This is a genomic window from Micromonospora sp. NPDC047670 (assembly GCF_043204915.1).
Lineage (GTDB): Bacteria > Actinomycetota > Actinomycetes > Mycobacteriales > Micromonosporaceae > Micromonospora.
Genome location: NZ_JBIDDA010000003.1, coordinates 623,593 through 647,662 on the forward strand (window position 1 = coordinate 623,593; position 24,070 = coordinate 647,662).

Annotated in this window: 25 protein-coding genes; 8 read left to right on the forward strand and 17 right to left on the reverse strand. The window is 75.2% G+C overall.

Translation table 11 applies throughout. The annotated features are described in order from the left end of the window. Positions 1-119: 119 nt before the first annotated feature. Complete coding sequence (locus ACGF7U_RS10810; RefSeq protein WP_393105170.1) at positions 120-2,933, reverse strand: EAL domain-containing protein; 2,814 nt, start codon at positions 2,931-2,933, stop codon at positions 120-122. A 261-nt stretch (positions 2,934-3,194) separates the two neighbouring features. Further along, the gene (gene ligA, locus ACGF7U_RS10815) at positions 3,195-5,330 is read right to left on the reverse strand and encodes an NAD-dependent DNA ligase LigA (protein WP_393105172.1); all 2,136 of its coding nucleotides are present in this window, start codon (positions 5,328-5,330) and stop codon (positions 3,195-3,197) included. A gap of 199 nt (positions 5,331-5,529) precedes the next feature. Here ligA and ACGF7U_RS10820 point away from each other — a divergent pair, with 199 nt between their 5' ends. Beyond that, a complete protein-coding gene (locus ACGF7U_RS10820; protein ID WP_393105174.1) occupies positions 5,530-6,063 on the forward strand; it encodes a type II toxin-antitoxin system PemK/MazF family toxin in 534 nt (177 codons plus the stop codon). A gap of 122 nt (positions 6,064-6,185) precedes the next feature. Here the strand turns inward: ACGF7U_RS10820 and ACGF7U_RS10825 are convergent, their stop codons facing one another. From ACGF7U_RS10825 to ACGF7U_RS10845, 5 genes are all read right to left on the reverse strand, one after another. After that, the gene (locus ACGF7U_RS10825; RefSeq protein WP_393105176.1) at positions 6,186-7,187 is read right to left on the reverse strand and encodes an ADP-ribosylglycohydrolase family protein; all 1,002 of its coding nucleotides are present in this window, start codon (positions 7,185-7,187) and stop codon (positions 6,186-6,188) included. 193 nt (positions 7,188-7,380) lie between these two features. After that, the gene (locus tag ACGF7U_RS10830) at positions 7,381-7,740 is read right to left on the reverse strand and encodes a VOC family protein (RefSeq protein ID WP_393105178.1); all 360 of its coding nucleotides are present in this window, start codon (positions 7,738-7,740) and stop codon (positions 7,381-7,383) included. 36 nt (positions 7,741-7,776) lie between these two features. After that, the gene (locus ACGF7U_RS10835) at positions 7,777-8,781 is read right to left on the reverse strand and encodes a methionine synthase (protein WP_393105180.1); all 1,005 of its coding nucleotides are present in this window, start codon (positions 8,779-8,781) and stop codon (positions 7,777-7,779) included. A 37-nt stretch (positions 8,782-8,818) separates the two neighbouring features. Further along, complete coding sequence (gene mnmA / locus ACGF7U_RS10840; protein ID WP_393105182.1) at positions 8,819-9,892, reverse strand: tRNA 2-thiouridine(34) synthase MnmA; 1,074 nt, start codon at positions 9,890-9,892, stop codon at positions 8,819-8,821. 253 nt (positions 9,893-10,145) lie between these two features. Then, positions 10,146-11,321: a cysteine desulfurase family protein gene (locus tag ACGF7U_RS10845; RefSeq protein WP_393105184.1), complete on the reverse strand. Its 1,176-nt coding sequence runs from the start codon at positions 11,319-11,321 to the stop codon at positions 10,146-10,148. 203 nt (positions 11,322-11,524) lie between these two features. Between ACGF7U_RS10845 and ACGF7U_RS10850 the strand changes: the two genes are divergently transcribed. Further along, positions 11,525-11,755 carry an anti-sigma factor gene (locus ACGF7U_RS10850; protein ID WP_393105186.1) on the forward strand — a complete coding sequence of 77 codons (231 nt, stop codon included), beginning with the start codon at positions 11,525-11,527 and terminating at the stop codon, positions 11,753-11,755. 158 nt (positions 11,756-11,913) lie between these two features. On the opposite strand, the gene ACGF7U_RS10855 is transcribed toward ACGF7U_RS10850, so the two are convergent. The 4 genes from ACGF7U_RS10855 to ACGF7U_RS10870 all read right to left on the reverse strand — a co-directional run bounded on the left by ACGF7U_RS10855 (position 11,914) and on the right by ACGF7U_RS10870 (position 15,263). Next, complete coding sequence (locus ACGF7U_RS10855) at positions 11,914-12,873, reverse strand: electron transfer flavoprotein subunit alpha/FixB family protein (RefSeq protein WP_393105188.1); 960 nt, start codon at positions 12,871-12,873, stop codon at positions 11,914-11,916. A gap of 11 nt (positions 12,874-12,884) precedes the next feature. After that, on the reverse strand, positions 12,885-13,664 hold the full coding sequence (locus tag ACGF7U_RS10860) for an electron transfer flavoprotein subunit beta/FixA family protein (RefSeq protein ID WP_350682331.1): 780 nt from the start codon (positions 13,662-13,664) through the stop codon (positions 12,885-12,887). Between the two features lie 391 nt (positions 13,665-14,055). Beyond that, positions 14,056-14,463, reverse strand: a complete 408-nt coding sequence (locus ACGF7U_RS10865) for a hypothetical protein (RefSeq protein ID WP_393105190.1) — start codon at positions 14,461-14,463, stop codon at positions 14,056-14,058. 2 nt (positions 14,464-14,465) lie between these two features. Further along, on the reverse strand, positions 14,466-15,263 hold the full coding sequence (locus ACGF7U_RS10870; RefSeq protein ID WP_393105192.1) for a GNAT family N-acetyltransferase: 798 nt from the start codon (positions 15,261-15,263) through the stop codon (positions 14,466-14,468). A gap of 40 nt (positions 15,264-15,303) precedes the next feature. On the opposite strand from ACGF7U_RS10870, the gene ACGF7U_RS10875 reads away from it, so the two are divergent. From ACGF7U_RS10875 to ACGF7U_RS10885, 3 genes are read left to right on the forward strand one after another with little or no spacing between them, the layout of a single operon-like run. Next, positions 15,304-15,696, forward strand: coding sequence for a YidH family protein (locus ACGF7U_RS10875; protein ID WP_393105194.1), 393 nt, complete (start codon positions 15,304-15,306; stop codon positions 15,694-15,696). After that, positions 15,693-16,040 (forward strand): DUF202 domain-containing protein, encoded by a 348-nt coding sequence (locus tag ACGF7U_RS10880; RefSeq protein ID WP_393105196.1) that lies wholly within the window; start codon positions 15,693-15,695, stop codon positions 16,038-16,040. The genes ACGF7U_RS10875 and ACGF7U_RS10880 overlap by 4 nt, the downstream gene beginning before the upstream one ends. Positions 16,041-16,067: 27 nt before the next feature. After that, positions 16,068-16,487, forward strand: a complete 420-nt coding sequence (locus ACGF7U_RS10885; RefSeq protein ID WP_393105198.1) for a PLD nuclease N-terminal domain-containing protein — start codon at positions 16,068-16,070, stop codon at positions 16,485-16,487. Between the two features lie 18 nt (positions 16,488-16,505). On the opposite strand, the gene ACGF7U_RS10890 is transcribed toward ACGF7U_RS10885, so the two are convergent. The 4 genes from ACGF7U_RS10890 to ACGF7U_RS10905 form a co-directional block, all read right to left on the reverse strand. Then, entirely contained in the window at positions 16,506-17,315 is an 810-nt protein-coding gene (locus ACGF7U_RS10890) for an ABC transporter permease (protein ID WP_393105200.1), read from the reverse strand. Further along, on the reverse strand, positions 17,312-18,286 hold the full coding sequence (locus tag ACGF7U_RS10895) for an ATP-binding cassette domain-containing protein (protein WP_393105202.1): 975 nt from the start codon (positions 18,284-18,286) through the stop codon (positions 17,312-17,314). Before ACGF7U_RS10895 ends, ACGF7U_RS10890 begins: the two co-directional genes overlap by 4 nt. Positions 18,287-18,461: 175 nt before the next feature. After that, entirely contained in the window at positions 18,462-20,084 is a 1,623-nt protein-coding gene (locus ACGF7U_RS10900) for an acetolactate synthase (protein WP_393105204.1), read from the reverse strand. Between the two features lie 121 nt (positions 20,085-20,205). Further along, complete coding sequence (locus ACGF7U_RS10905; protein ID WP_334608695.1) at positions 20,206-20,979, reverse strand: enoyl-CoA hydratase-related protein; 774 nt, start codon at positions 20,977-20,979, stop codon at positions 20,206-20,208. A gap of 99 nt (positions 20,980-21,078) precedes the next feature. Between ACGF7U_RS10905 and ACGF7U_RS10910 the strand changes: the two genes are divergently transcribed. Beyond that, the gene (locus ACGF7U_RS10910; RefSeq protein WP_393105206.1) at positions 21,079-21,552 is read left to right on the forward strand and encodes a DUF6232 family protein; all 474 of its coding nucleotides are present in this window, start codon (positions 21,079-21,081) and stop codon (positions 21,550-21,552) included. Here the strand turns inward: ACGF7U_RS10910 and ACGF7U_RS10915 are convergent. Then, positions 21,495-21,677 carry a hypothetical protein gene (locus ACGF7U_RS10915; protein WP_393105208.1) on the reverse strand — a complete coding sequence of 61 codons (183 nt, stop codon included), beginning with the start codon at positions 21,675-21,677 and terminating at the stop codon, positions 21,495-21,497. The genes ACGF7U_RS10910 and ACGF7U_RS10915 overlap by 58 nt on opposite strands. Positions 21,678-21,919: 242 nt before the next feature. On the opposite strand from ACGF7U_RS10915, the gene ACGF7U_RS10920 reads away from it, so the two are divergent. Both ACGF7U_RS10920 and ACGF7U_RS10925 read left to right on the forward strand, forming a co-directional pair. Continuing rightward, positions 21,920-22,399 (forward strand): DUF6232 family protein, encoded by a 480-nt coding sequence (locus tag ACGF7U_RS10920; RefSeq protein WP_393105210.1) that lies wholly within the window; start codon positions 21,920-21,922, stop codon positions 22,397-22,399. A 60-nt stretch (positions 22,400-22,459) separates the two neighbouring features. Next, the gene (locus ACGF7U_RS10925; RefSeq protein WP_393105212.1) at positions 22,460-23,125 is read left to right on the forward strand and encodes a hypothetical protein; all 666 of its coding nucleotides are present in this window, start codon (positions 22,460-22,462) and stop codon (positions 23,123-23,125) included. A 38-nt stretch (positions 23,126-23,163) separates the two neighbouring features. On the opposite strand, the gene ACGF7U_RS10930 is transcribed toward ACGF7U_RS10925, so the two are convergent. Beyond that, positions 23,164-24,060: a ribokinase gene (locus ACGF7U_RS10930; protein WP_393105214.1), complete on the reverse strand. Its 897-nt coding sequence runs from the start codon at positions 24,058-24,060 to the stop codon at positions 23,164-23,166. Positions 24,061-24,070: the final 10 nt, after the last annotated feature.

Consider the following 24,070-nt stretch of genomic DNA (forward strand, 5'->3'; position numbering starts at 1 on the left):
CCGACTCCCCCTCCGGGCGCGGCGCGCCGGGGCCTCCGCCGGTCACCCCGCACCGCGCGGCCGGCACGCCGGGGGCGGTCCCGGCCGACGGTGCGGACCCGACGGACGGGGTGGTGGGCTCAGCGGGCGTGCCGGCGGGGGATCTCGGCGTCCGGGGTGGGCGTCGGGCGGACCGGGCGGTAGCGGGCCAGCCAGGCGACGAGTTCCTCGGCCGGCATCGGCCGGGCGTAGAACCAGCCCTGCGCGGCGTCGCAGCCGGCGGCGTACAGCATTCGCCAGGTGCGCTCGTCCTCCACGCCCTCGGCGACCACCCGCAGCCCGAGCGCCTTGGCCAACTCGATCGTCGACTTCACGATCGCGGCGTCGTCGGCGTCCTCGGCCATCCCCAGCACGAAGGAGCGATCCACCTTCACCTCGGACAGCGGCAACCGGCGCAGGTGTTGCAGGGAGGAGTACCCGGTGCCGAAGTCGTCCAGCGCGATGCCCACCCCGATGCGGTGCAGCCGGGTGATGGTGGCCAGCACGCGGCGGGGGTCGGCCATCAGGGCGCCCTCGGTGATCTCCAGTTGCAGCCGCTGCGGCGGCACGCCGTGCCGGGCGAGGCGGTCGGCGATCTGGTCGGCGATCTCGCCGGTGTGCAGGTCCCGCACGCTGACGTTGAGCGCCGCCGGCAGGCCGATCCCGGCGGCCGACCACCTGGCGAGCTGTTCCACCACGTCGTCCACCACCCGCCGGGTCAGCAGCCGCATGACCGCGCTCTGCTCGGCGACCCGGATCAACTCCTCCGGGTCGACCATGCCCCGGCGGGGATGCCGCCAGCGCAGCAGCGCCTCCACGCCGACCACCTCGCCCGTCGCGATGGCGACCTGCGGCTGGTAGTACATCGTGATCTCGCCCACGTCGGCGGCCGGGTCCGGGTCCGCGCCGCGCCGGCGGGTCGGCTCGGGGTCCGCGCCCCGCCGCCGTGGCGCGTCCTGCCGGGCGGCCCGCCGCACCGCCGGGTCGCGGTCGCCGCGGCGACCGCCCACGCCGTCGCCCGCCGTGCCCTGCCGGCGTACGCCCGTGCCGGCCTCCCCGCCGGGCGGCCCCAGGCGGTCGCGGCGGCCGGGGCCGTCGCCCCGGTCCGGGCCGGCCTCGGGGTACGCCGCCGCCCGGCGGCGGATCGGGTCGGCGGCCGTGACGATCTGGTTGATCAACTCGTCGGCGTGCGGCGGTTCGCTCCGCTGCCGGCGGCGGCGCAACCGCCAGCGGCCGGATCCGGCGTCGGGACGCAGGGCCGCGGGGTCTGCCGGGAGTTCGGCACCGTCCCCGCCCCGGGTGCCGCCGGCCCGCGCGCCCCCCGGCAGGCTCCCCGGGGCCTCCAGTCCCGTCACGGCCGCCACGGTCTGCTCGCCCGCCACGGCGGCGCCGCCCATGCCCGCCACGGCCCCGGCGCCCGCTCCCGACAACCCCTCGCGGGCGACCGCGCCGTCCCCCAGGGGTGCGCCGGCCGCGTCCGCCCGCGCCGGGCCTGCCACGCCCGGCGGGGTCCCGGCGTCCGTCGCCGACGGGCCGGCCGCGTTCGGCGCGGTCCCCGCGCCCGTCGCCGGCGCGCCGGCGACGCCCGCCCGGGCCGGGGCGCCGGGCCGGCGGCCCGACTCCAGCACCCGGCGCAGGTCCGCGAGGAGGCCGAGCCGCTCGGCCGAGTTGTGGTCGGACTCGGCCGCGTAGACCGCCACGGTGTCGTTGCGGTGCTTGGCGTCGTACATCGCCACGTCGGCGTGGCGCATCAGGGTCGCGAAGTCCTCGCCGTGCTCCGGGAAGATCGCGATGCCGATGGAGCCGCCCACGTCGAGCGGCAGCCCGTCCAGCGACACCGGTTCGGCCAGGGCGCGGACCACCCGGTCGGCGGCATCCCGGGCCTCGCCGGCCTCGGTCAGCCCGGTCATCACGATGGCGAACTCGTCGCCGCCCAGCCGGGCCACCATGTCGTCGCCGACGACCGTGGTCAGCCGCGCGCTCACCTCGACCAGCAGCCGGTCGCCCACCGCGTGCCCGAGGGCGTCGTTGACGTTCTTGAACCGGTCGAGGTCGATCAGGAGCAGCGCCAGGTGGGCACCCGGTTCGCCGCGGGCCGCCCGTTCGGCGTGCAGGTGCACCTGCTCGCCGACCTCGGCCAGCAGCGCCTTGCGGTTCGGCAGGCCGGTGAGCGGGTCCAGGGAGGCGAGCTGCTGCTGCTCCAGGCTGAGCCGGGCCATCCGGTAGACGGCGAACAGCGGCACCAGCACCAGCGGGATCAGCGCCGCGCTGGCCCGCGCCGCGGCGACCAGCACCGGGGCGAGGAGCAGCAGCGAGCCGGTGGACAGCAGCTCGAAGCCCAGCCCCTGCCGCAGGCTGGGCCACCAGCGGTCGCCGAAGCGCAGCCGGACGGCCGCGCTGACCAGCGCGTAGTTGACGGCGAACCAGGCCACCGTCGCGCCGCCCACCGCGGCCACGTCCGTCCAGCCCAGCGGGCCGCCGTCGAAGATGCCGCCGGGCCCGAGCCAGGTGACGGCGTACGCGGCGGCCAGGGCGCAGGCGTACTGGCCGGCGTTGAAGGCGGTCCGCCAGGGGGCGTGCCCCATCCGCCAGCCGGAGACGACGACGGCCACCGCCTGCACGGCGACCGCCGGGCCCAACCCCCAGCCGAGCAGGATCGCGAAGGTGAAGCAGGTGGACGGGAAGACCGCCGAGGTCTGCCGGCGCCCGGGCGGCACGAACGGGCGCGCGTCGCAGCCGACGGCGAGAGCCGCCATCACCCAGAACGCCGCCGGCAGCTCCGGCAGCTCGGCCGGCAGGGCGAGCAGCGGGCGTACGTTGAGCAGCACGGCCAGCGCGACGACCGACCAGACGAAGGCGAAGAAGGGCCGCCCCCGGCCGGGCGGAACGGAGTTTCGCAGGTCGGCGGCCTCCATCACACCTCCCGAGGGCTCGGTCCACGAGGGCGTGACCCACTGGCACGCCGTGCCGTCAATGAAACGCCCTCCATGGCGCAATGCCCGACACGACAGTCGCGAATCGGTCGTAGTCGTAATTAAGTTGGTATCCGGGCCACTCCCCCGCAAGCCTCTCCCGGCGGCGCCGCCGACTCCCACGTCCGGACCGGGCTCCCGCCCGGGTCGGCGCCACGGTCGGGTCGGTCACCCCCTCGGGTCGGTCACCCGCTCGGCCGGTCGTCAGGCTTCGGTGCGGGCGGTTTCCCGGGCCGCGTCCGGACCCGCGTCGAGCAGCACCCGGAATCCCTCCTCGTCGAGGACGGGGAGCTTGAGGCTGGCCGCCTTGTCCGCCTTGGAGCCGGGGTTGTCGCCCACCACGACGAAGGAGGTCTTCTTGGAGACCGAGCCGCTGACCTTGCCGCCCCGGCTCTGGATCGCCTCGGCGGCCTGGTCGCGGCTGAACCCGGCGAGCGTCCCGGTCACCACCACGGTGACCCCCTCCAGCGGGCGCGGCCCCTCGTCGACCGCCTCCTCGGCCATCCGTACGCCGGCCTCGGCCCACTTGCGGACCACCTCGCGGTGCCAGTCGACGGCGAACCACTCCCGGATGCTCGCCGCGATCGTCGGCCCCACCCCGTCGGCCGAGGAGAGCTCCTCCTCGCTGGCCTTGTCGATCGCCTCGACGGAGCGGAAGTGCCGGGCGAGCGCCTGCGCGGCCGTCGGCCCGACGTGCCGGATGGAGAGCCCCACCAGCACCCGCCACAGGTCGCGTTCCTTGGCCACGACGAGGTTGTCCAGCAGCTTGGTGGCGTTGCTGCCGAGGCTGCCGTCCTTGTTGACGAAGAACGGGGAGCGGGCGAGCTGGTCGGCGTCGAGGGCGAACAGGTCGCCCTCGTCGGTGATGATCTGGGCGTCGAGCAGCGCCGCGGCGCTCTTGTAGCCGAGCGCCTCGATGTCGAACACCTTGCGGCCGGCGAGGTGGAAGACCCGTTCCCGCAGCTGACCGGGGCAGGTGCGGGAATTGGGGCAGCGGATGTCGACGTCGCCCTCCTTGGCCGGCGCCAGCGGCGAGCCGCAGGCCGGGCAGGTGGTGGGCATGACGAACGGCCGGGCGTCGGCGGGGCGCAGGTCGACCACCGGGCCGAGCACCTCCGGGATCACGTCGCCCGCCTTGCGCAGCACCACCGTGTCGCCGATCAGCACGCCCTTGCGCTCGACCTCCCGGGCGTTGTGCAGGGTGGCGTACGCGACGGTGGAGCCGGCCACCTTCACCGGCTGGAGCAGGGCCCGGGGGGTGACCCGGCCGGTGCGTCCGACCTCGACGTCGATGTCGAGCAGCTTGGTGGTCACCTCCTCGGGCGGGTACTTGAAGGCGATCGCCCAGCGCGGCGCCCGGCTGGTCGAGCCGAGCCGGCCCTGGATGGCGACCGGGTCCACCTTGACCACCACGCCGTCGATCTCGTGCTCGACGTCGTGGCGGTGCTCGGCGTAGTAGGCGATGAACTCCGCGACGCCGGCCAGGTCGGGCACCACCCGCCAGCGGTCGCTGGTCGGCAGCCCCCACGCCTTGAGGGCCGCGTAGGACTCGGACTGCGCCGTCGGCTGGAAGCCGCGGCGGGCGCCGATGCCGTGCACCACCAGCCGCAGCGGGCGGGACGCGGTGATCCGCGGGTCCTTCTGGCGCAGGCTGCCGGCGGCGGCGTTGCGCGGGTTGGCGAAGGGGGCCTTGCCCTGCTCGACCAGCCCCGCGTTGAGGTCGGCGAATGCGGCCACCGGGAAGTAGATCTCGCCGCGGACCTCGACGAACTCCGGCACGTCGGGGAACTCCGCCGACGGGGTCAGCCGGCCCGGCACGTCGCGGATGCTGCGCACGTTGGCGGTGACGTCCTCGCCGGTGCGGCCGTCGCCTCGGGTCGCCGCCCGGACCAGCCGCCCGCGCTCGTAGGTGAGGTTGATGGCGAGCCCGTCGACCTTCAGCTCGCAGAGGTAGGGCACCGGCCCGCCCGCGTCGCGCTCGACCCGCTCGGCCCAGGCCGCCAGCTCCTCGTCGGCGAAGGCGTTGTCCAGCGAGAACATCCGCTCGGCGTGGGCGACCGGGGTGAAGTCGGTGGAGAACGTGCCGCCGACCCGCTGGGTCGGCGACTCGGGGGTACGCAGCGCGGGGAACTGCTCCTCCAGCGCCTCCAGCTCCCGCAGCTGCCGGTCGAACTCGCCGTCGGAGATGGTCGGCGCGTCCAGCACGTAGTAGCGGTACTGGTGCTCCGTCAGCTCCTGACTGAGCGTGGCGTGCCGCTCCCGCGCCTCCGGGGTCGGCTCGGCGCCGGCCGCCGCCTCCTGCGCCGGAGTGACCTGCTGAGGGGTGGGTTCCTCGGACACCGTGCGACCTCCCGTGATTCCGCTACCCCGGCACCGTATCGGGCCGGTGGGACACTCCGCCGGCCACCCGCCGCGCCCGAGCGGCGGCGGGGCCTCCGACGTGCGAGGATCGCCGGACGGCGGGGCGGGGCCGGGTGCCGGCCGCGCCGTCGAGGCCCGCGGCGTCCGCGCCGCACCCACTGGCGAGGCGGGGGTACGGATGCCCGAATGGCTGCTCTGGGCGGCGGCGGTCGTACTGGCCGTGGCGGCCGGCTGGACGTGGAGCGAGTGGCGGCGCGGTGCCCGTGGCGGCACGGTGCGCCGACCGGAGCGCCCGCGCACCCGGCCCGGCCGCGGCACGGCGCCTCCGGGCGGCCCGGGCCGGTCCACCGCGCCGCCCCGGCCGCGGGCCGGCGAGCGGGCGCCCGCCGACGGGCCGCGCCCGGGCGAGGTCTGGTGGGCCGACGTCCCGTACGCCGACGGCACCGGCTCGAAGGTGCGGCCCTGCCTGGTGCTGCGGGCCGACGCCCGGGGCGCCGACGTCTTGAAGATCACCAGCCAGGACAAGAGCGCCCGGGACGACCACGTGCGCATCCCGACCCGGGAGTGGGACCCCGACGCGGACCACGACAGCTTCGTCGACCTGGCCGAGCCGGTCCGGGTCCCGCTGACGGACTTCTCCCGCCGCGCCGGGGCCTGCGACCCCGCCCTGTGGCGGCGCATCCGCCGCCTCCCCCACCTCCCCGGCGCCTGACCCGCCGGCGCCCGCACGACAGGGAGCGCCGCGAGCCGGCCGGGGACACCGACCCGCCGCTCGCGCGCAAGGGCGGCGGGGTCGGATCGCCGGCCGGGGACACCCGTCCGGGCGGGCGCCGGTCAGTCCCAGGCCCGGGCGAGGGTGCCGAGCTGGTCGGCGTACTCGATGCGGGTGGACCAGGCGGCGGGCCAGGCCGGCATGCCCAGGGCCGCGCCGACGAAGGCCCCCGCCAGCGCGGCGATCGAGTCGGAGTCGCCGGCGGTGGTGGCGCCCCGGGCCAGCGCGGCAACCGGGTCGTCGGCGTGCCGGATCGCGCAGAACAGGGCGGTGGCCAGCGCCTCCTCGGCGATCCAGCCCTCGCCGGTGTGCCGGCACGGGTCGCCGCCGTCGTCCGGGCCGGCGAGCGCGGCGTCGAGGCGACCGAGGACCGCCAGGCACTCGTCCCAGCCCCGGGCGATGAAGTCGTGCGGGGTGTCCACGCCCGGGCGCTGCCAGAGGTCACCGAGCCAGTCGGCGCGGTAGACCCGCCGCTGCTCGCGGGCCCGGTCCGCCAGCAGCCGGGGCAGCTCCGCCAGCGCCGCCCCGGTGCGCAGCAGCCGCACGGCGTACGCGGTCAGCTCGCTGGCCGCCAGGCCGGTCGGGTGCCCGTGGGTGAGCCCCGCCTGGAGCTGGGCCAGCCCGGCGAGGGTGTCCAGGTCGACGTCGACCAGGCCGACCGGGGTGACCCGCATGTTGGCCCCGCAGCCCTTGGAGCCGGCCACCGTCGCCTCCTGCCAGCGGACGCCACGCCCCAGTTCGGCGCAGGCCCGCAGGCAGGTCATGCCCGGCGCCCGGTTGTTCTCGGGGCTGGTCGCCCAGTCGAGGAAGCGTCGCCGCAGCAGCGGCTCGACGACCTCGGGCGTCAGCGCCGGGGCGTCGTGCAGCGCCCAGCCGACGGCCAGCGCCATCTGGGTGTCGTCGGTCACCGGTGCGGGATCGCCGTCGAGTTCGCGTGGCCCGGCCGGGCCGTAGCGACGGACGATCTCGGCGACGGTCAGGAACTCGGTCGGCTTGCCCAGCGCGTCACCGTAGGCGAGGCCGAAGAGGGAGCCGGCGGCCCGCCGGAGCGAGGTGTCGATCATTCCCGCGATCATGCCGCCCGACCGCAACCCGCACCACCGCGGCGCCCGCACCGGTCTTCACCGGGGTGGGCTCTCGTGCCGGACGTCCCCGGCGGGCGGTTGGGCGGTTGGGCGGTTGGGCGGCTGGGCGGCTGGGCGGCTGGGCGGCTGGGGGAGGCTCTCCTGCCGGACGTCCCGGCGGCCGGCGGGCGGCTCAGTCGGAGAAGACCAGGCAGAACGGGTGGCCGGCGGGGTCGGCGTAGACCCGGAAGTCGTCGCCCTGCCCCGGCAACCGTCGGGCGCCGAGGGCCAGCACCCGCTTCTCGGCCACCTCGACGTCCTCGACCTGCACGTCGAGGTGGAACTGCTGGGGGCGCTCCGGGTCGGGCCACGCCGGCGGGCGCAGGTCGAGCGCCTTCTGGAAGGCGAGCCGGTGCCCGGAGCCGGAGATGACCACCCAGCCGTCGTCGCTGGCGTCGGCATCCAGCGAGAGGCCCAGCAGCTCGGCGTAGAAGTCGGCCAGTGCCCGGGGGTCGGGGCAGTCGATGACCACGGTGCGCAGCTGTCCAATCATGCCGACCATCCTGCCCCGCCCGTACGACGGGAAACCTCAGCCCTCGGCGAGCCGCCGCCCGGCGTCCCGGCAGGCGGCGAGCACCGCGCGGGCGTACTGTCCGGTGGCGTTGGCGAGGCCGCAGGCCGGGGTGACCACGACCTGCTCGGCCAGTTGCCGGCGCGGGAAACCGAGGCGGTCCCAGAGCTGGCGTACCCGGTCGGCGACCTCGGCCGAGGTGGGCGCGCGACCGGCGGCCGGCGGCCGGGTCGGCGCGGCGCCGGCGAGCAGGCCGAGCCCGGCGTCGATCGCCTCGCCCAGCGGGTCCAGGTCGGTGACGAGGCCGAGGTCGAGAGCCACACCGACGGCGCCGGTCGAGCGGATCAGCTCCAGCGGCACGTCCGGCGCGCAGCAGTGCACCAGGGTCGGCGCTCCGGCCGCCTCGACGACCGTGCGCAGCAGCGACGCGGCGACGCCCGGCTCCACGGCGCGGTACGCGCCGAGCCCGCTCTCGGTGGGCACCCGTCCGGCGAGCACCGTCGGCAGCGACGGCTCGTCGAGCTGGAGCAGCACGGTGGCCCGCGGCAGCCGGCGGGCGACCGCCGCGACGTGCGCCCGGAGCCCGTCGGCGAGCGAGGCGGTGAGGTCCCGGACCGCGCCGGGGTCGCGCAGCATCCGACCCCCGATCGGCAGTTCCAGGGAGGCGGCCAGGGTGAGCGGGCCGCCGGCCTGGATCTTGACCGGTCCGGCGTACTCCTCGGCCTGCTCGGCGAGCTGATCGAGATCGCGTTCCATCAGGTCGCGGGCGCGGCGCAGGTCCCGCCCCGGGCGCGGCGCGATCCGCCAACGGGCGGCGTACAGCTCCACCGGCAGCTCGACCAGCAGGCCGGCGGTCCGGCCGATCAGGTCGGCGCCGGGACCCCGGGCCGGCAGTTCCGGCAGGTGGGGCAGCGCGGGAAGCTCGCCGAGGGCGATCCGCTGCGCCTCCGCGATGTCGGTGCCGGGAAGCGAACCGATGCCGGTCGCCGCGCCGGCCGGCCAGGGCCACGCCTGATCTGTCACGGCCGAAGACTATCCGGCCGCCGGGCGGTCGGACCGCTCAGCCGGCGATGGTGGCGGAGCCGAGCACGACGTCGCCGGCCGGATCCGGCCGGTAGGCGACGATCGCCTGGCCGGCGGCGACCCCGCGCACCGGGCGGCGCAGCTCGGCGCGGAGACCGTCGGCGGTCAGCTCGACGGTCGCCGGCACCACGTCGCCGTGCGCGCGTAGCTGCACCTCGCACTCCAGCGGCGCGTCCGGCCTCGGCCCGCCCGTCCACACCGGACGCTCGGCGCGCACCCGGGAGACCTCCAGCGCCTCGGCCGGGCCGACCGTCACCGTGTTGGTCTTCGGCGTGATCGAGAGCACGTACCGTGGGCGCCCGTCCGGCGCCGGGCGGTCCAGGTGCAGGCCGCGCCGCTGCCCGACGGTGTACGCGTACGCGCCGCTGTGGCTGCCCACCACGGCCCCGGTGGTCGCGTCCACCACGTCGCCGGGGGACTCGCCGAGCCGCTGGGCCAGGAAGCCGCGGGTGTCGCCGTCGGCGATGAAGCAGATGTCGTGCGAGTCGGGCTTGTCGGCCACCGCCAGCCCCCGCCGGGCCGCCTCCTCGCGGACCTGTGCCTTCGTCGAGTCGCCGAGCGGGAAGATGGACCGGTCCAGCTGCTCGCGGGTGAGCACCGCGAGCACGTACGACTGGTCCTTGGCCTCGTCGACGCTGCGGCGCAGCAGCCCGTCGGCGCCGAGCCGGGCGTGATGGCCGGTGACCACGGCGTCGAAGCCCAGGGCCACGGCCCGGTCCAGCACCGCGGCGAACTTGATCTTCTCGTTGCAGCGCAGGCAGGGGTTCGGCGTACGGCCGGCCGCGTACTCGGCGACGAAGTCGTCGACCACGTCTTCGTGGAACCGGTCGGCCATGTCCCAGACGTAGAACGGGATGCCGATCACGTCGGCGGCCCGCCGGGCGTCGCGGGAGTCCTCCAGCGTGCAGCAGCCGCGCGCGCCCGTCCGGTACGTCTGCGGGTTGCGGGCCAGCGCCAGGTGCACGCCGGTCACGTCGTGCCCCGCCTCCACGGCCCGCGCCGCCGCCACGGCGGAGTCGACCCCACCGGACATCGCCGCCAACACCCTCACCGGCCCACTCCCTTCATCCCACCGAGCCTATCCGCGCCCCGCCCCCACCCGACCTCCCCGCCCACCCCGCTCCCTGCGACCCACCTCACGCGCCCCACCGCGCCGCCCCGCACCCCCACCCCACACCCCGCACGACCGTCCCGGCGGCTTCGGCGATCTTGCACTTGCCGCCCCGACAACTGGCGCCAATGCCGCGATCGAGGGGCCGAAAGTGCAAGATCGCGGGCCGGAGCGGGGCGAGGGAGGAGGGGGGTCAGCGGGGGGTGCGAAGGGCGGCGGCGCGGCGGGCGCGGTCGACGGTGGCCGGGAGCGCGGCGACGAGGGCGTCGATGTCGGCGGAGGTGCTGGTGTGCCCGAGGGTGAAGCGCAGCGACGAGCGGGCCCGGTCGTCGTCCGCGCCCATGGCCAGCAGCACGTGCGAGGGCTGGGCCACCCCTGCGGAGCAGGCCGAACCGGTCGAGCAGGCGATGCCCTGGGCGTCCAGCAGGAGCAGCAGGGCGTCGCCCTCGCAGCCGGGGAAGGAGAAGTGCGCGTTGCCCGGCAGCCGGTCGGTCGGGTCGCCGTTGAAGACCACCTCGGGCACCGCGCGCCGGACCCGCTCGACCAGGTCGTCGCGGAGCGCGGCGACGCGGGCCGCGTACTCCTGCTGGCCCTTGACCGCCGCCTCCACGGCGACGGCGAAGGCGACGATGCCGGCGGTGTCGAGGGTGCCGGAGCGCACGTCGCGCTCCTGGCCGCCGCCGTGCAGCAGCGGGGTGGCGGGCACGTCGCGGGCCAGCACCAGCGCGCCCACCCCGGTCGGCCCGCCGAGCTTGTGCCCGGTCACCGTCAGCGCGGCGACCCCGCTCGCGGCGAAGTCGACCGGCACCTGCCCGACCGCCTGGATCGCGTCGGTGTGGAACGGCACCCCGTGCTCGGCGGCGACGGCGGCCAACTCGGCGACCGGCTGCACGGTGCCCACCTCGTTGTTGGCCCACATCGCGGTCACCACCGCGACCCGGTCGCCGTGCGCGGCCAGCTCGGCGCGCAGCTCGTCGGGGCTGAGCCGGCCGGCGGCGTCGACGGAGAGCCAGCCCACCCCCGCCCCCTCGTGATCGGCCAGCCAGTCCACCGCGTCGAGCACGGCGTGGTGCTCGACGGCACTGGAGACCACCCGCGCCCGCCGGGCGTCGGCCTCCCGGCGGGCCCAGAAGATGCCCTTGACCGCGAGGTTGTCGCTCTCGGTCCCGCCGCCGGTGAAGACGACCTCGGAGGGCCGGGCGCCCAGCGCGGCGGCGACCCGCTCCCGCGACTCCTCCACCCGCCGGCGGGCACGGCGACCCGCCGCGTGCAGCGAGGACGCGTTGCCCACCTCGCGGGCGGTGGCGACGTACGCCTCCAGTGCCTCGTCGAGCATCGGAGTGGTCGCCGCGTGATCCAGGTATGCCATCACGGTTCAGCCTAACGACCGTCCCCGCACGGGGCGGACGCCGGAGTGCGCCGGCCAACCGCGAGGACGGCAGCGCCGCCTTCCCGCCCGCCGTACCGACCCGCCGGAAACGCCCGCTCCCCCGCTGGCGGCGTACGGCTCGACGCCGCCGGACGCCCAACGGCGAGGCCCGGGTGTTCGACGACGGCAGGCTGCACCTGCGCGTGACGAATCTCCCGGACGTCGTGGGGTACTACGAGGTCTGGCTCATCAACCCGCGCAACCTGGAGATGTTCTCGGTCGGTGTGCTCGGCGACGAGCAGGACGAGCTGCTGCCGTTGCCACCGAACGTCGACCTTCAGGCATACTCAGTTGTCGACGTCTCCGCCGAGGCGTACGACAACGACACCGCCCACTCCGGCACGAGCCTGCTGAGGGGCGCCCTGACGGGCTGATCGGCGGGCCGGCTCAGCTCCCCGGCCCGCCGATCAGCTCCCCACGCGACCGCTCCGGCCGCCCGGCGCGGACGCGGCGGGAGCCGGAAACCCGCGAGACGCGGCGGGGGCCGGGAACCGTCGCGCGGTTCCCGGCCCCCGTTCGGGCGAGCGTCAGCTCACTTGCGCTTGCGGATCTCCTCCGCGGCCTGCGGGACGACCTTGAACAGGTCGCCCACCACGCCGAAGTCGGCCAGCTCGAAGATCGGCGCCTCGCCGTCCTTGTTGACCGCGACGATGGTCTTCGAGGTCTGCATGCCGGCCCGGTGCTGGATGGCACCGGAGATGCCGAGCGCGACGTAGAGCTGCGGGGAGACGGTCTTGCCGGTCTGGCCCACCTGGAACTGGTGCGGGTAGAAGCCGGAGTCGACCGCCGCGCGGGACGCGCCGACGGCGCCGCCGAGCAGGTCGGCCAGCTCCTCGACCAGCTTGAAGTTGTCGGCGTTGCCGACGCCGCGACCGCCGGAGACGACCACGCCTGCCTCGGTCAGCTCGGGGCGCGAGCCCTTCTGCTCGGCGACCCGGTCGACGACCTTCGCCAGCTTGTCGGCGTCCGTGACCGCGACGGTGAGCTGCTCGACGGCCGGGGTGGCCGCCGCCGGGGTCGGGTTGACCGAGTTCGGCCGGACGGTGACCAGCGGCAGGCCGCGGGTGACCTTGGACTTGACGATGGTGGAGCCGGCGAAGGCCACCTGGGTGGCGGTGCCGTCGGCCGCCAGGTCGACCACGTCGGTCAGGATGCCGTTGTCCAGCTTGACGGCCAGGCGGGCGGCGATCTCCTTGCCCTCCTGCGACGAGGCGAGCAGCACGGCCGCCGGCTGCACCCGCTTGACCAGCTCGGCCACGACGGTGGCCTTGGGCGCCACCAGGTAGCCGTCGATCTCGTCACCCTCGGCGGCGTAGATCTTCTCCGCGCCGTACTCGCCCAGCTTGGCGCTCAGCGCCTCCGCCGCGCCGGCGCCGCCGAGCACGACCGCGCTCGCGGTGCCCAGCTCGCGGGCGAGGGTGAGCATCTCCAGGGTGACCTTCTTGACGCCGAATTCCCGGGTGGCTTCGACGACGACGAGAACCTCAGACATGTCCAGACCCCTCACACGAACTTCTCGGTGGCGAGGAACTCGACCAGCTTGACGCCGCCGTCGCCCTCGTCGGTGATCTTCGCGCCGCCGGAGCGCGGCGGGCGCTTGGTGTGCTCGAGCACGGCGCTCGTCGCGCCCTCGAAGCCCACCTCGGCCGGGGCGACGCCGAGGTCACCCAGGGAGAGCGTCTGCACCGGCTTCTTCTTCGCGGCCATGATGCCCTTGAAGGACGGGTAGCGCGGCTCGTTGATGGTGTCCCAGACGGAGACGACGGCGGGGGTGGCGGCGGTGACCACCTCGTAGCCCTCCTCGGTCTGCCGCTCGACGGTCAGGGTCGAGCCGTCGACGGTGAGCTTGCGGGCGCCGGTCAGCGCCGCCACGCCCAGCCGCTCGGCGATCATGTGCGGCATCACCTGCACCCGGCCGTCGGTCGACTCGGCGCCGCAGAGCACCAGGTCGGCGTTCAGCTGGCCGAGCGCGGCGGCGAGCACCTTCGAGGTGGCCACGGCGCAGGACCCGTGCAGGGCGTCGTCCACGACGTGCACGGCCTTGTCGGGGCCCATGGAGAGCGCCTTGCGGATCGACTCGGTCGCCCGGTCCGGACCCATGGTCAGGACGGTGACCTCGCCCCCGTGGGCCTCCTTGATCTTCAACGCCTCCTCGATGGCGTACTCGTCCATCTCGTTGATGACGTTGTTCGCCGAACCGCGGTCGACGGTGTTGTCGTCAGTGCGCAGGTTGCGGTCCGCGCCCGAATCGGGCACCTGCTTGACGAGTACGACGATGTTCATCGCGCTTCGACGACCCTCCTGTTGGTGTTGCGATCGCTCGCCCGGTCTGGGGCGCAGCCTCCCGCGTGACTTAACGATCGGTCAACCGCGGGCCGCTGTGCAGTTGCCCACGGGCGCAATGTTACCTGCCAGTAGCATCGACCTCCGGCGACCTCAGGGTGACACAGGTCACCGCGGGCCGGCCGGGCGGTAATCTGACAAATCAGGAGGTGTCGCAAAATGCCAGATTCTGCCGCCGTCGCGCCGCACGATCCGCCGCGGCGCCCCTGTCGCGGGGCGCGACCGGAGGCGCACCGGTGCGCGTGCGGGCGCCTCCGTGAACGGTGCGTCCGAGCCGCCGTCCGGGCGCTCTGGTCGCCGTCCCGGCGCACCCCCACGACGGCGGACCGGCTCACGCCGGCTGAGCCAACGCGGCCCTGATCCGCTCGATCGCCGCCGCCTCGGCCGGCACCACCCCGCGGTGCGCCCGGGCCACCCGCTCGGCGGCGGCGAGCACCACGTCGCGGTAGGTCGCCACGTCCCGGGGCGACTTCTCGCGCAGGATCTCGACGGAGCGGCCGAGCGCCGGCAGCACCACCGCCTCGATCTCCGGCGCCGAGGCCCGCGGCAGCTTCGGCAGCGGCCCGTTGGTCAGCGCCTCCTTCACCACCCCGCTCGAGTCGGCCATCGCCCCGGAGGCGGCGAAGCTCTCCCGGAACAGGGCCACCATTCCCGGGTCGGCGTTGGCCACCAGGAAGACCGCCCCGAACGCGCCCGTCTTCAGGGTCAGCCGCTCCTCGGCCGTCAACCGCTGCTCCATGATCACGGAGTGTAGACGTACGGGGTGGTGGTCGTGACCGGGACGAGGCCGAGCCGCTGGAGGATCGGCCGGCTGTCGTCGGAGGTGTCCACCTGCAGCAGCGTCCGGTCGCGCTGCGCGGCGAGGCGGGCCCGGTAGGTGACCAGCGCCCGGTAGATGCCCCGGCGGCGCCACGGGGCGAGCGTCGAGCCGCCCCACAGCGTGGCGAACCCGGTCCCCGGGACGTAGCGCACCCAGCCCGCACTCACCACCTCGTCGCCCGCCTCGGCCACCACCACCGTGATCGACTGCGGGTCGGCCGCGATCTCCTTCGCCAGCCCGGTGGCCAGGTGGCTCCGGTCGGCGTTCCAGACCGCCTCCTCCATCGCCACGATCCGGTCCAGGTCCGCGCGGGCGGTCACCTCGCGCAGGCGTACGCCCTCCGGAACGACCGGGAGCGCGGCCGCGAGCGGCGCGACCGGGCCGATCACGACGGTCTCCCGCTCCTCCGGCACGAACCCGGCGGCGCGCAGCCGCTCCGGCAGGTCCGCCGGCTCGTCGTGGCCGTGCAGCTTCCACTCCACCGACTCGCCGCGGGCGCGGAAGAAGTCCACCTGGCGGGCGATCAGCGCGTCCAGTGCCGCGCCGGTCAGCCCCTCGAGGTGGCGGTAGGTGAGGAAGCCGCCGTGGTCGAGGCCGAGGATGCGCACCAGCGGGCCGTCGCGGTCCACCGTCACCCCGGCCGGCAGCGGGTCGGGCACCCGCGCCCGCAACTGGTTGTCGTACGTCGTGCGCAGCGTCGTCGTGTCAAGATCCGTCACCGCTACAGGCTACGACCGGCCGGAAGCGGATAATCGGCCCGTGTGGCAGGCGATCAGGCGATGGTTCGACCCGCGCGAACTGCGCTCGGTCGGCAGCACCCCCGACTACCGCTTCTCGCTGGCCAACGAGCGCACCTTCCTGGCCTGGCTGCGTACCGGGCTGGCGCTGGTGGGGGGTGGGCTCGCCGCCGCCCAGTTCCTGCCGCCGCTGCCGCTGGCCCACCTGCGCGAGGTGATCGCCATCGCGCTGCTGCTGCTCGGCGGGACGGTGGCCGTCCGGGCGGTCGACCACTGGGCGCGTACGGAGCGGGCCATCCGCCTCGGCGAGGAGCTGCCCGCCTCCCGCTTCCCGGCGGTGCTCGCCCTCGCCGTCGGCCTCGGCGCGCTGTTGCTGGTGGTGGCGGTGCTGGCGCGGGCGATCGGCGGCGGGTGAGCGCCGGCGCGCGGCGGACGCCGCGGGACCGCCCGGCGCGCGACCCCGGGCTGCAACCCGAGCGGACCCGGCTGGCCTGGCGGCGCACGGCGCTGGCGCTCACCGTGGTCATGGTGCTGACCGTGCGGCTGGCGCTCACCACCGCCCCCGCCGGCGGGACGCTCGGCGCGCTGGTCGCCGGGGGCGCCGTGCTCGGCTGGGGCGCGGCGGTGGCGCTCTGCTGGCGGCGGGCCACCGGGGCCGGCCCGGACCCGGTGCGCGGGCGGGCGCTGCCCCTGGTCGCGCTCGCCACCACCGGCTTCGCGCTGTTCGGCGCGGTCCTGGCGGCGCGCGGGCTGGGTTGACGGGACCGGGTGCGCCATCATTGACGCATGGCCCGGCTGTATGTCCTCCTCTTCCTGGCGCAGATCGTCCTCGCCGTCTGCGCGCTGATCAGCTGCCTCTCCGCCGAGGAGGGCGAGATCAAGGCCCTGCCCCGGATCGCCTGGGTGCTGATCATCCTGTTCTTCCCGCTGCTCGGCTCCGTCGCCTGGTTCGCCGCGGGACGCGAGCGCACCCCGGGCCGGCCCCGCGGTGGGACGCCGAGGGACCGCATCCTGCCGACCCGCGAGCGGCCCCGCCCGATCGCCCCGGACGACGACCCCGAGTTCCTCAAGTCGCTCGGCGAGCGCTCCCGGCGGGAGGACCAGGAACTGTTCCGCCGCTGGGAGGACGACCTGCGCCGGCGCGAGGACGAGCTGCGCCGGCGCGAGGGCGAGCCGCCGCGCGAGGAGGACCGCCCGGAGGTGTAGCCGACGGCCTGCCCCCGGTCACACGCGACGCCTCAGCCCACGCACGGCGAGCGGGGCGAAGATCGCCGCGAGGAGGGCCGCCCAGAGCAGTGACCGCAGCACCGGCGCGGCGACCGGGCCGCCGACCAGCAGGCCGCGCAGCGCGTCGGCCAGGATGGTGACCGGGTTGACCTCGACCCAGGCCTGGAGCCAGCCGGGCATGGTCTCGGTCGGCACGAACGCGTTGCTGGTGAACGTGAGCGGGAAGATCACCATGAAGCCGAAGATCTGCACCTTCTCCGGCTCGTTGACGAGCACGCCGACCAGCACCGAGATCCACGACGCGGCCAGCGAGAAGGCGAGCAGCAGGGCGAACGCCCCGAGCAGGCCGAGCGGGCCGTTGCCCAGCCGGAAGCCGAGGATCATGCCGACCCCGACGAGCAGCGACACGGACCACGCCTGCTTGACGGTGTCGGCGAGGATCCGCCCGGCCAGCGGCGCCCAGCGGGCGATGGGCAGCGACCGCAGGCGGTCGAAGACGCCCTTGGTGAGGTCGTTGTTCAGCCCGAAGCCGGTGGTCATGGTGGCGAAGAAGGCGTTCTGCACGATGATGCCCGGCAGCGCGAAGGTCAGGTAGTCCCCCGGCGAGCCGGCGATCGCGCCGCCGAACACGTACGTGAAGAGCAGCACGAACATCACCGGTTGGATGCTCAGGTCGAGCAGCTCCATCGGGTTGTGCTTGATCTGCACCAGGCTGCGCCAGGCCAGGGTGGCGGTGTGGCGCAGCCCGGCGGCGGGGCCGAGCCGGCGGGCCGGCGCGACCGGCGCGGTCAGGGTGGCGGCGGTCATGCCGGAGTCCTCTCCAGGTCGGCCCCGGTCGGGGCGTCGGCGTCGGCGCGGTGCCCGGTCAGCTGGAGGAAGACCTCGTCGAGGCTGGAGCCGCGCAGGGCCAGTTCGGCCACCGCGACGTGGGCGGCGTCGAGGCGGCTCACCAGGGCGGGCAGCACGCCCGGATCGCTGACCGGCACGGTGACGGTGGTCTGGGTCACCTCCGGGGTGGCGTCGGCCGCCTCGCCGGCGATGGCCACCACGGTGGCCAGGTCGGCCGCGTCCGCCGGCCGGACGGCGAGGGCCTGCCCGCCGGTCCTGGCCTTCAGTTCCTCGGGCGTGCCCTGCGCGATGACCCGGCCGTGGTCGACGACGGCGATCTCGCCGGCGAGCTGGTCGGCCTCCTCCAGGTACTGCGTGGTGAGCAGCACGGTCACCCCGTCGGAGACGAGGCCGCGCACGATCTCCCAGAGCTCGTTGCGGCTGCGCGGGTCGAGGCCGGTGGTCGGCTCGTCGAGAAAGAGCACCTGCGGACGGCCGACCAGGCTGGCGGCGAGGTCGAGCCGGCGGCGCATGCCGCCGGAGTAGGTCTTGGCGGGCCGGTCGGCGGCGTCGGTGAGGTGGAAGTCGGCGAGCAGTTGCCGGGCGCGGGCCTTGGCGTCGGCCCGGGGCGAACCGAGCAGCCGGCCGATGAGCAGCAGGTTCTCCGCGCCGGTGAGCGTCTCGTCGACCGAGGCGTACTGGCCGGTCAGCCCGATCAGTTGCCGCACCCGGTGGGCGTCGCGCACGACGTCGAAGCCGCCGATCGTGGCGTGCCCCTCGTCGGGGCGCAGCAGGGTGGCGAGCACCCGGACGGTGGTGGTCTTGCCGGCCCCGTTCGGCCCGAGCAGGCCGAAGACCGTACCGGTGGGGACCGCCAGGTCAACTCCGGCGAGGGCGGTGGTGTCGCCGAAGCGGCGCACCAGCCCCTCGGCGCGGATGGCGTGATCCATCGCAACTCCTGTCGTTTCGCCCGTCGAGCACCAGGACCAGGACCGGCGATCCTGACATTTCGCCGAGCCCGGCGCTGACGTTACGACGACAGGAGCGGACGTTCCGCTGATTTAGCTACTGGTGAAACGCGTTCCGCGGCGGAAGACGAGCCCGCCGCCGGCGGCGGGCGGCGGCTCAGGCCAGGTTCGACGAGCGGGGGTACGCGTCGGCCGGGTCGGTGAGCACGTTGACCAGGTACGGCACGCCGGCGTCGAAGGCGCGCCGCAGGGCCGGCCCGAGGTCGCCGGCCTTCGCGACCGTCTCGCCGGCGCCGCCGAGGGCGCTCACCACCTGGTCGTAGCGGAGTTCCGGCTGGAGGTCGGCGGCGACGTCGTAGCCGTACATGGCGCGCATGGGGTGCTTCTCCAGGCCCCAGATGCCGTTGTTGCCGACCACGATCACCACCGGCAGCTTCTGCCGGGCGAGGGACTCCACGTCCATCAGCGAGAAGCCGGCCGCGCCGTCGCCCATCAGGACGCAGATCTGCCGGTCGGGGTGGCTGACCCGGGCGCCCATCGCGTAGCCCATGCCGGTGCCCAGGCAGCCGTACGGGCCCGGGTCGAGCCAGGTGCCGGGCTGGGCCGGCTCCAGGAACTTGCCCGCGTAGGAGACGAAGTCGCCGCCGTCGCCGATGGTGATGGCGTCGCGGGCCAGCACCTTGCGCAGCTCGCCGTAGACCCGCGCGGGCCGGATGGGGTCGGTCTCGGCGGCCATCTCCTCGGCGTCGCGCGCCTTCGCGGCGTCCTCGGCGCTGCGCAGCTCGGCGATCCAGCCGGCGTGGTCAGCCCGGTCGCCCGGGTGGTCGGCCAGCGCGGTGAGGATCAGCCGGAGGTCGCCGGCGGGGGCGGCGGCCGGCTGGACGTGCCCGGCCCGCTGGCTGGGCGCGTCGACGACGTGCACCACCTGGGCGTCGCCGAAGTCGCCGAAGCTGAGCCGGAAGTCCAGCGGCGTGCCGATCACCACGACCACGTCGGCGCCCTTCAGCGCCGTCCGGCGCGCCTTGGCGAAGGCGAGCGGGTGCTCCGGCGGCAGCGCACCCCGACCCATGCCGTTGGCGAAGACCGGCACCTGTAGCGCCTCGGCGGCCGCCCGCAGGGCGTCGACCGCGTCCCCGGCGTAGACGTCGGAGCCGGCGATGATCACCGGACGGCTCGCGGCGGCGACCAGGGTGGCCGCCTTCGCCATCTCGTCCGGGTCGGGCTCGACCGGCGCGATGCCCGGCAGGGCGGGCAGCTCGGCGTCGGAGACGGAGAAGACCGCCTCCAGGGGGAAGTCGAGGAAGACCGGGCCCCGGTGCGGGGTGAGCGCGGTGGTCAGCGCCGAGGTCACCGCGCGCGGGATGTCGTCGGGACTGAACACCGTCTCGGCGTGCTTGGTGACCGGGGCGACCAGCGGCAGGTGGTCCATCTCCTGGAGGCTGCCCGAGCCCCAGCGGAACTGCGGGGCCCGCCCACCGAGCACCAGCACCGGTGAGGCGTTGAAGTAGGCGCTGGTCAGCCCGGAGATGCCGTTGGTGACGCCGGGGCCGGCGGTGAGCACGGCGAGGCCGGGACGGCGCTGGAGCTTCGCCACCGCCTCGGCGGCGAAGACCGCGGACTGCTCGTGCCGGACGTCGTAGATGGGGAAGCCGCCCTTGTGCGCGGCGTCGTAGAGCGGGAAGACGTGCCCGCCGGAGAGGGTGAACATCTCCCGCACCCCGTACGCGCGTAGCGCCGCGAGCGCGAGCTCCCCGCCGTGACCTTCGATCCGCTCCGTCATCACCGCTGTCCCTTCGTCCGCATGACCGGAGTCACACGCTACTCACCGGTAGGCGGAATGTGAACCGTTCTCGGCTCGACGCGCGGGCCGGCGGGTGCGCCCCGACGGCCCGCGCCGCCGGTCAGCGGCCGGTGAAGTCGGGCTTGCGCTTCGCCACGAACGCCGCCATGCCCTCGCGCCGGTCGTCGGTGGCGAAGAGCGCCGCGAAGAGCTGGCTCTCCCACGCGAGGCCGGAGTTCAGGTCCATGTCGAGGCCGCCGTCGACCGCGAGCTTCGCGGCACGCAGGGCCTGCACCGGACCGGTGAGGTACGGGCGGACCAACTCGACCGCGGTGTCGTAGACCTCGGCGGCCGGGGCGACCCGGTCGGCCAGCCCGATCCGCAGCGCCTCCTGGGCGTCCACCATCCGGCCGGACATGATCAGGTCCTTGGCGCGGGCCGGGCCGACCAGGCGGGCCAGCCGCTGGGTGCCGCCCGCGCCCGGGATGATGCCCAGCTTGATCTCCGGCTGGCCGAGTTTCGCGTCCTCGGCCACCACCCGCCAGTCGCAGGCCAGCGCCAGCTCACAGCCGCCGCCGAGGGCGTAACCGGTGATCGCGGCGACGACCGGCTTGGGGATCCGGGCGATCGCGCCGAGCGCGCTGGACAGGTCGGCGGCCCGGTCGGCCATGTCCACGTAGGACATGTCGGCCATCTCCTTGATGTCCGCGCCGGCGGCGAAGACCTTCTCCCCGCCGTACACGATGACGGCGCGGACCCCCGGGTCGGCGGTGGCCGCCGCGGCCGCGGCGCGCAACTCCTCCTGCACCTGGGTGTTCAGCGCGTTCATCGGCGGCCGCTCCAGCCGGATGGTGCCGATGCCGTCCTTGGTCTCCAGCCGCACGAACTCGCCCACGCTGACCCTCACTTCCTCGTCGAAGTCGCGAGCCAACCTTACGGCCCGCCTCGTTGGGGTAAGTAGTGTGGTCTCAGGCCCGCCACCGGGAGTGCTGCCATGATCACTTACTACGACGACAGGTCGGTGCAGATCACGTCCACCGCCGTGCGCGTGGACGGCCGCACGTTCCGGCTGGCCGACATCAGCATGGTCTGGCACCAGCGCGGCAGCCGGTCCTGGCGGGTGCTCGCCGGCCGGGGCGCGATCGGCGCGGCGCTGGCCGGCCCCCTGGTGGCCGCCGCGCTCGGCATCGCCCTGGCGCTGCGGCTGGACCGCTCCCTCACCGTCACGGTCGCGATCGTCGGCACCTCGGTGCTGGTCGGGCTCGCCGTCGGGCCGGTCGCCGACTTCCTCTTCGAGCACCTCGACCGCTCCTACGCGCGGGGCAGCCGGCAACTGGAGATCTGGGCCCGTTGGCGCGGCCAACCGGTGCGGCTGCTGAGCACCGGCGACGCGCTGCGCTTCGGTCAGATCTACCGCGCGGTGCAGCGGGCCGTGGAGGCCGGCCAGCCGGTGTCGCCCCGCCGGTAGGTCTGCGCCATCGAGACCACGACGCGGTCCTCGCCGACCACCGCGCGGAGCTCCGCCAAGTCCCTGGTGACGAAGGTTCGCAGGTAGCGCCGGACCACCTGGACGTTGCCCTCCCGCTCCGTCATGACCGGTCACGGTACCCACCCGGCACCGCACCGCCCCGCGCCGCCGGCCACTCGGGGAGGCAGCAACCCTGCCGCACGCGCCCTGTCGAGCTGATGTCGCAAACGACTCAACCGGCGCGACCGGGCCCGGCAAACCAGCGATGTCGTAAACGATTCAGCTCGACAGCGGCCGACGCGGTCACCGATGGCCGCCGGACGGGCGCGACCCGGCGGCAACCGCCCGCCAGCGGTTAGGCTTAGTGATGACCCTCTATTACCGGGACGACGCGGTGCAGGTGACCTCGGAGTCGATCCGGGTGGGAGGCCACGCCGTCGCGATCGCCGACGTGACGTACGTCTGGCACGCGCAGGGGCCGAAGACGCTGGCGGTCCGCGGACGGGTGCTGGGGCGCGGCGTCCTGGTCCTGCTCCTCTCGCTGCCCCCGCTGGTCGCGGTGGTCTGCGTGCTCTCGCTGGCCTGGTCGGCGCAGGACCGGGGCGAGTGGCAGCTGGCGCTGGTCATCCTCGCGGCATGCGCGGTCGGCGCGCTGGCCCTGACCCCGTTCCTGGAGATCCCGCTCGGCTGGCTCGACCGCTCCTACGAGCGGGGCAGCAAGGTGCACGAACTCTGGGTCCAGCACCACGGCCGGGAGGTGCTGCTGCTGCGCACGCCGGACGCGCTGCGGTTCGGGCAGATCTACCGGGCGGTCCAGCGGGCGGTCGAACGGCACACGGATCGCTGAGCCCCGGACCGAGCCGTGCTCGTCCGGCGGTCCGGGCGCGGGGGACGCACACTTGGTGCCATGGTGATTCCCCTCCCCCGGCCCGCCGCGGTCGTCGGTCTGACCCGCTCCGCCCTCGACCAGGCCCTCGGCTCGGCAGCCTCGTTCGCCGCGGTGCCGGCCCGCGCGTTCGCCGTGCTGGACTCGGTGGAGGCGCTGCTGCGCCGGGTCGAGGGCGTGGTGGAGCGGATCGACGGCCTCGTGGACCGGGCCGAGCAGACACTCGACCGCACCGAACGGGTGCTCACCGACGCCGAGGCCGCGGTGCGGGAGGTGGGCGTGATCAGCGCCGCAGCGACCACCGCGATCGAGACCGCCACCGAGGTGGCCCACCGGGCCGCCGCCACCGTGGGCACCGCGGCGGAGGCGGCGGCCACCGCCGCCGAGCTGCTGACGGCGTACGAGCCGGCGCTGCGCCGGGCCGCCCCGATGGCGACCCGGTTCGTCGAGCAGCTCAGCCACGAGGAGGTGACCGCCGCGATCCGCCTCGTCGACGAGTTGCCCAAGCTCAAGCAGCACCTGACGGCGGACATCCTGCCGATCCTGGCCACCCTGGACCGGGTCGGCCCGGACCTGCACGACCTGCTCGACGTCACCCGCGACCTGAAGCTCGCCGTCGCCGGCATCCCGGGGCTGGGCATGCTCCGCCGCCGGGGCGAGAAGCTCACCGACGACGTCGAGGCGTGACCGGGACCGGGCTCTGACGCACGCGTGGCCGGTCCGGATCAGGCGGGGACGTACAGCTCGTCGATCTCGGCCCGGCTGGGCAGCGCCACCGAGGCGCCGAGCCGGCGGGCGCAGGCCGCACCGGCAGCCGCCGCCCAGCGCACCGCGTCGACCACGTCGCGGCCCTCACCCCAGGCGACCGCGAGCGCGGCGGTGAAGGCGTCCCCGGCGGCCGTGGAGTCCACCACGTCGACCTTGACCGCGGGCACGTGCACGGCGGTGCCGTCCCGGTCGCCGTACCAGGCGCCCTGCGCGCCGAGGGTGAGCACCGCCCGGGGCGCCAGGCCGAGCAGGGCGGACGGGTTCTCCCGGCCGCGCCCGGTGAGCGCCTGCGCCTCGGTCTCGTTGACGACCAGCAGGTCCGTCGCGGCGAGCAGCTCCGGGGGCACCGGCACGGCCGGGGCGGCGTTGAGCACCACCCGGGTGCCGGCCGCCCGCGCGGCGACGGCCGCCCGGGTCACCGTCCCGACCGGGATCTCCAGCTGCGCGAGCAGCACGTCCGCCTCGCGTACGGCGGTCAGCTCCGGCTCGGTGAGGTCGGTCATCGAGGCGTTCGCGCCGGGGGTGACCAGGATCGCGTTCTCCCCCTCGGCGTTGACCATCACCAGCGCCACCCCGGACGTGCCGTACGTGGTGCGGAGGTGGTCGGTGTCGACCCCGGCGGCGGCGATCCGGGCCCGCAGGGTCACGCCGAACGCGTCGGAGCCGATCGCCCCGAGGAACGCGCAGGAGGCGCCGGCGCGGGCCGCGGCGATGGCCTGGTTGGCGCCCTTGCCGCCGGGCACCATGACGAAGCCGGTGCCGAGCAGGGTCTCCCCCGGCCGGGGCAGGGCGGGGGCGGTGCCCACCAGGTCCATGTTGGCGCTGCCCACCACGACGACCCTGGTCTGCCGCATCGCCACCTCC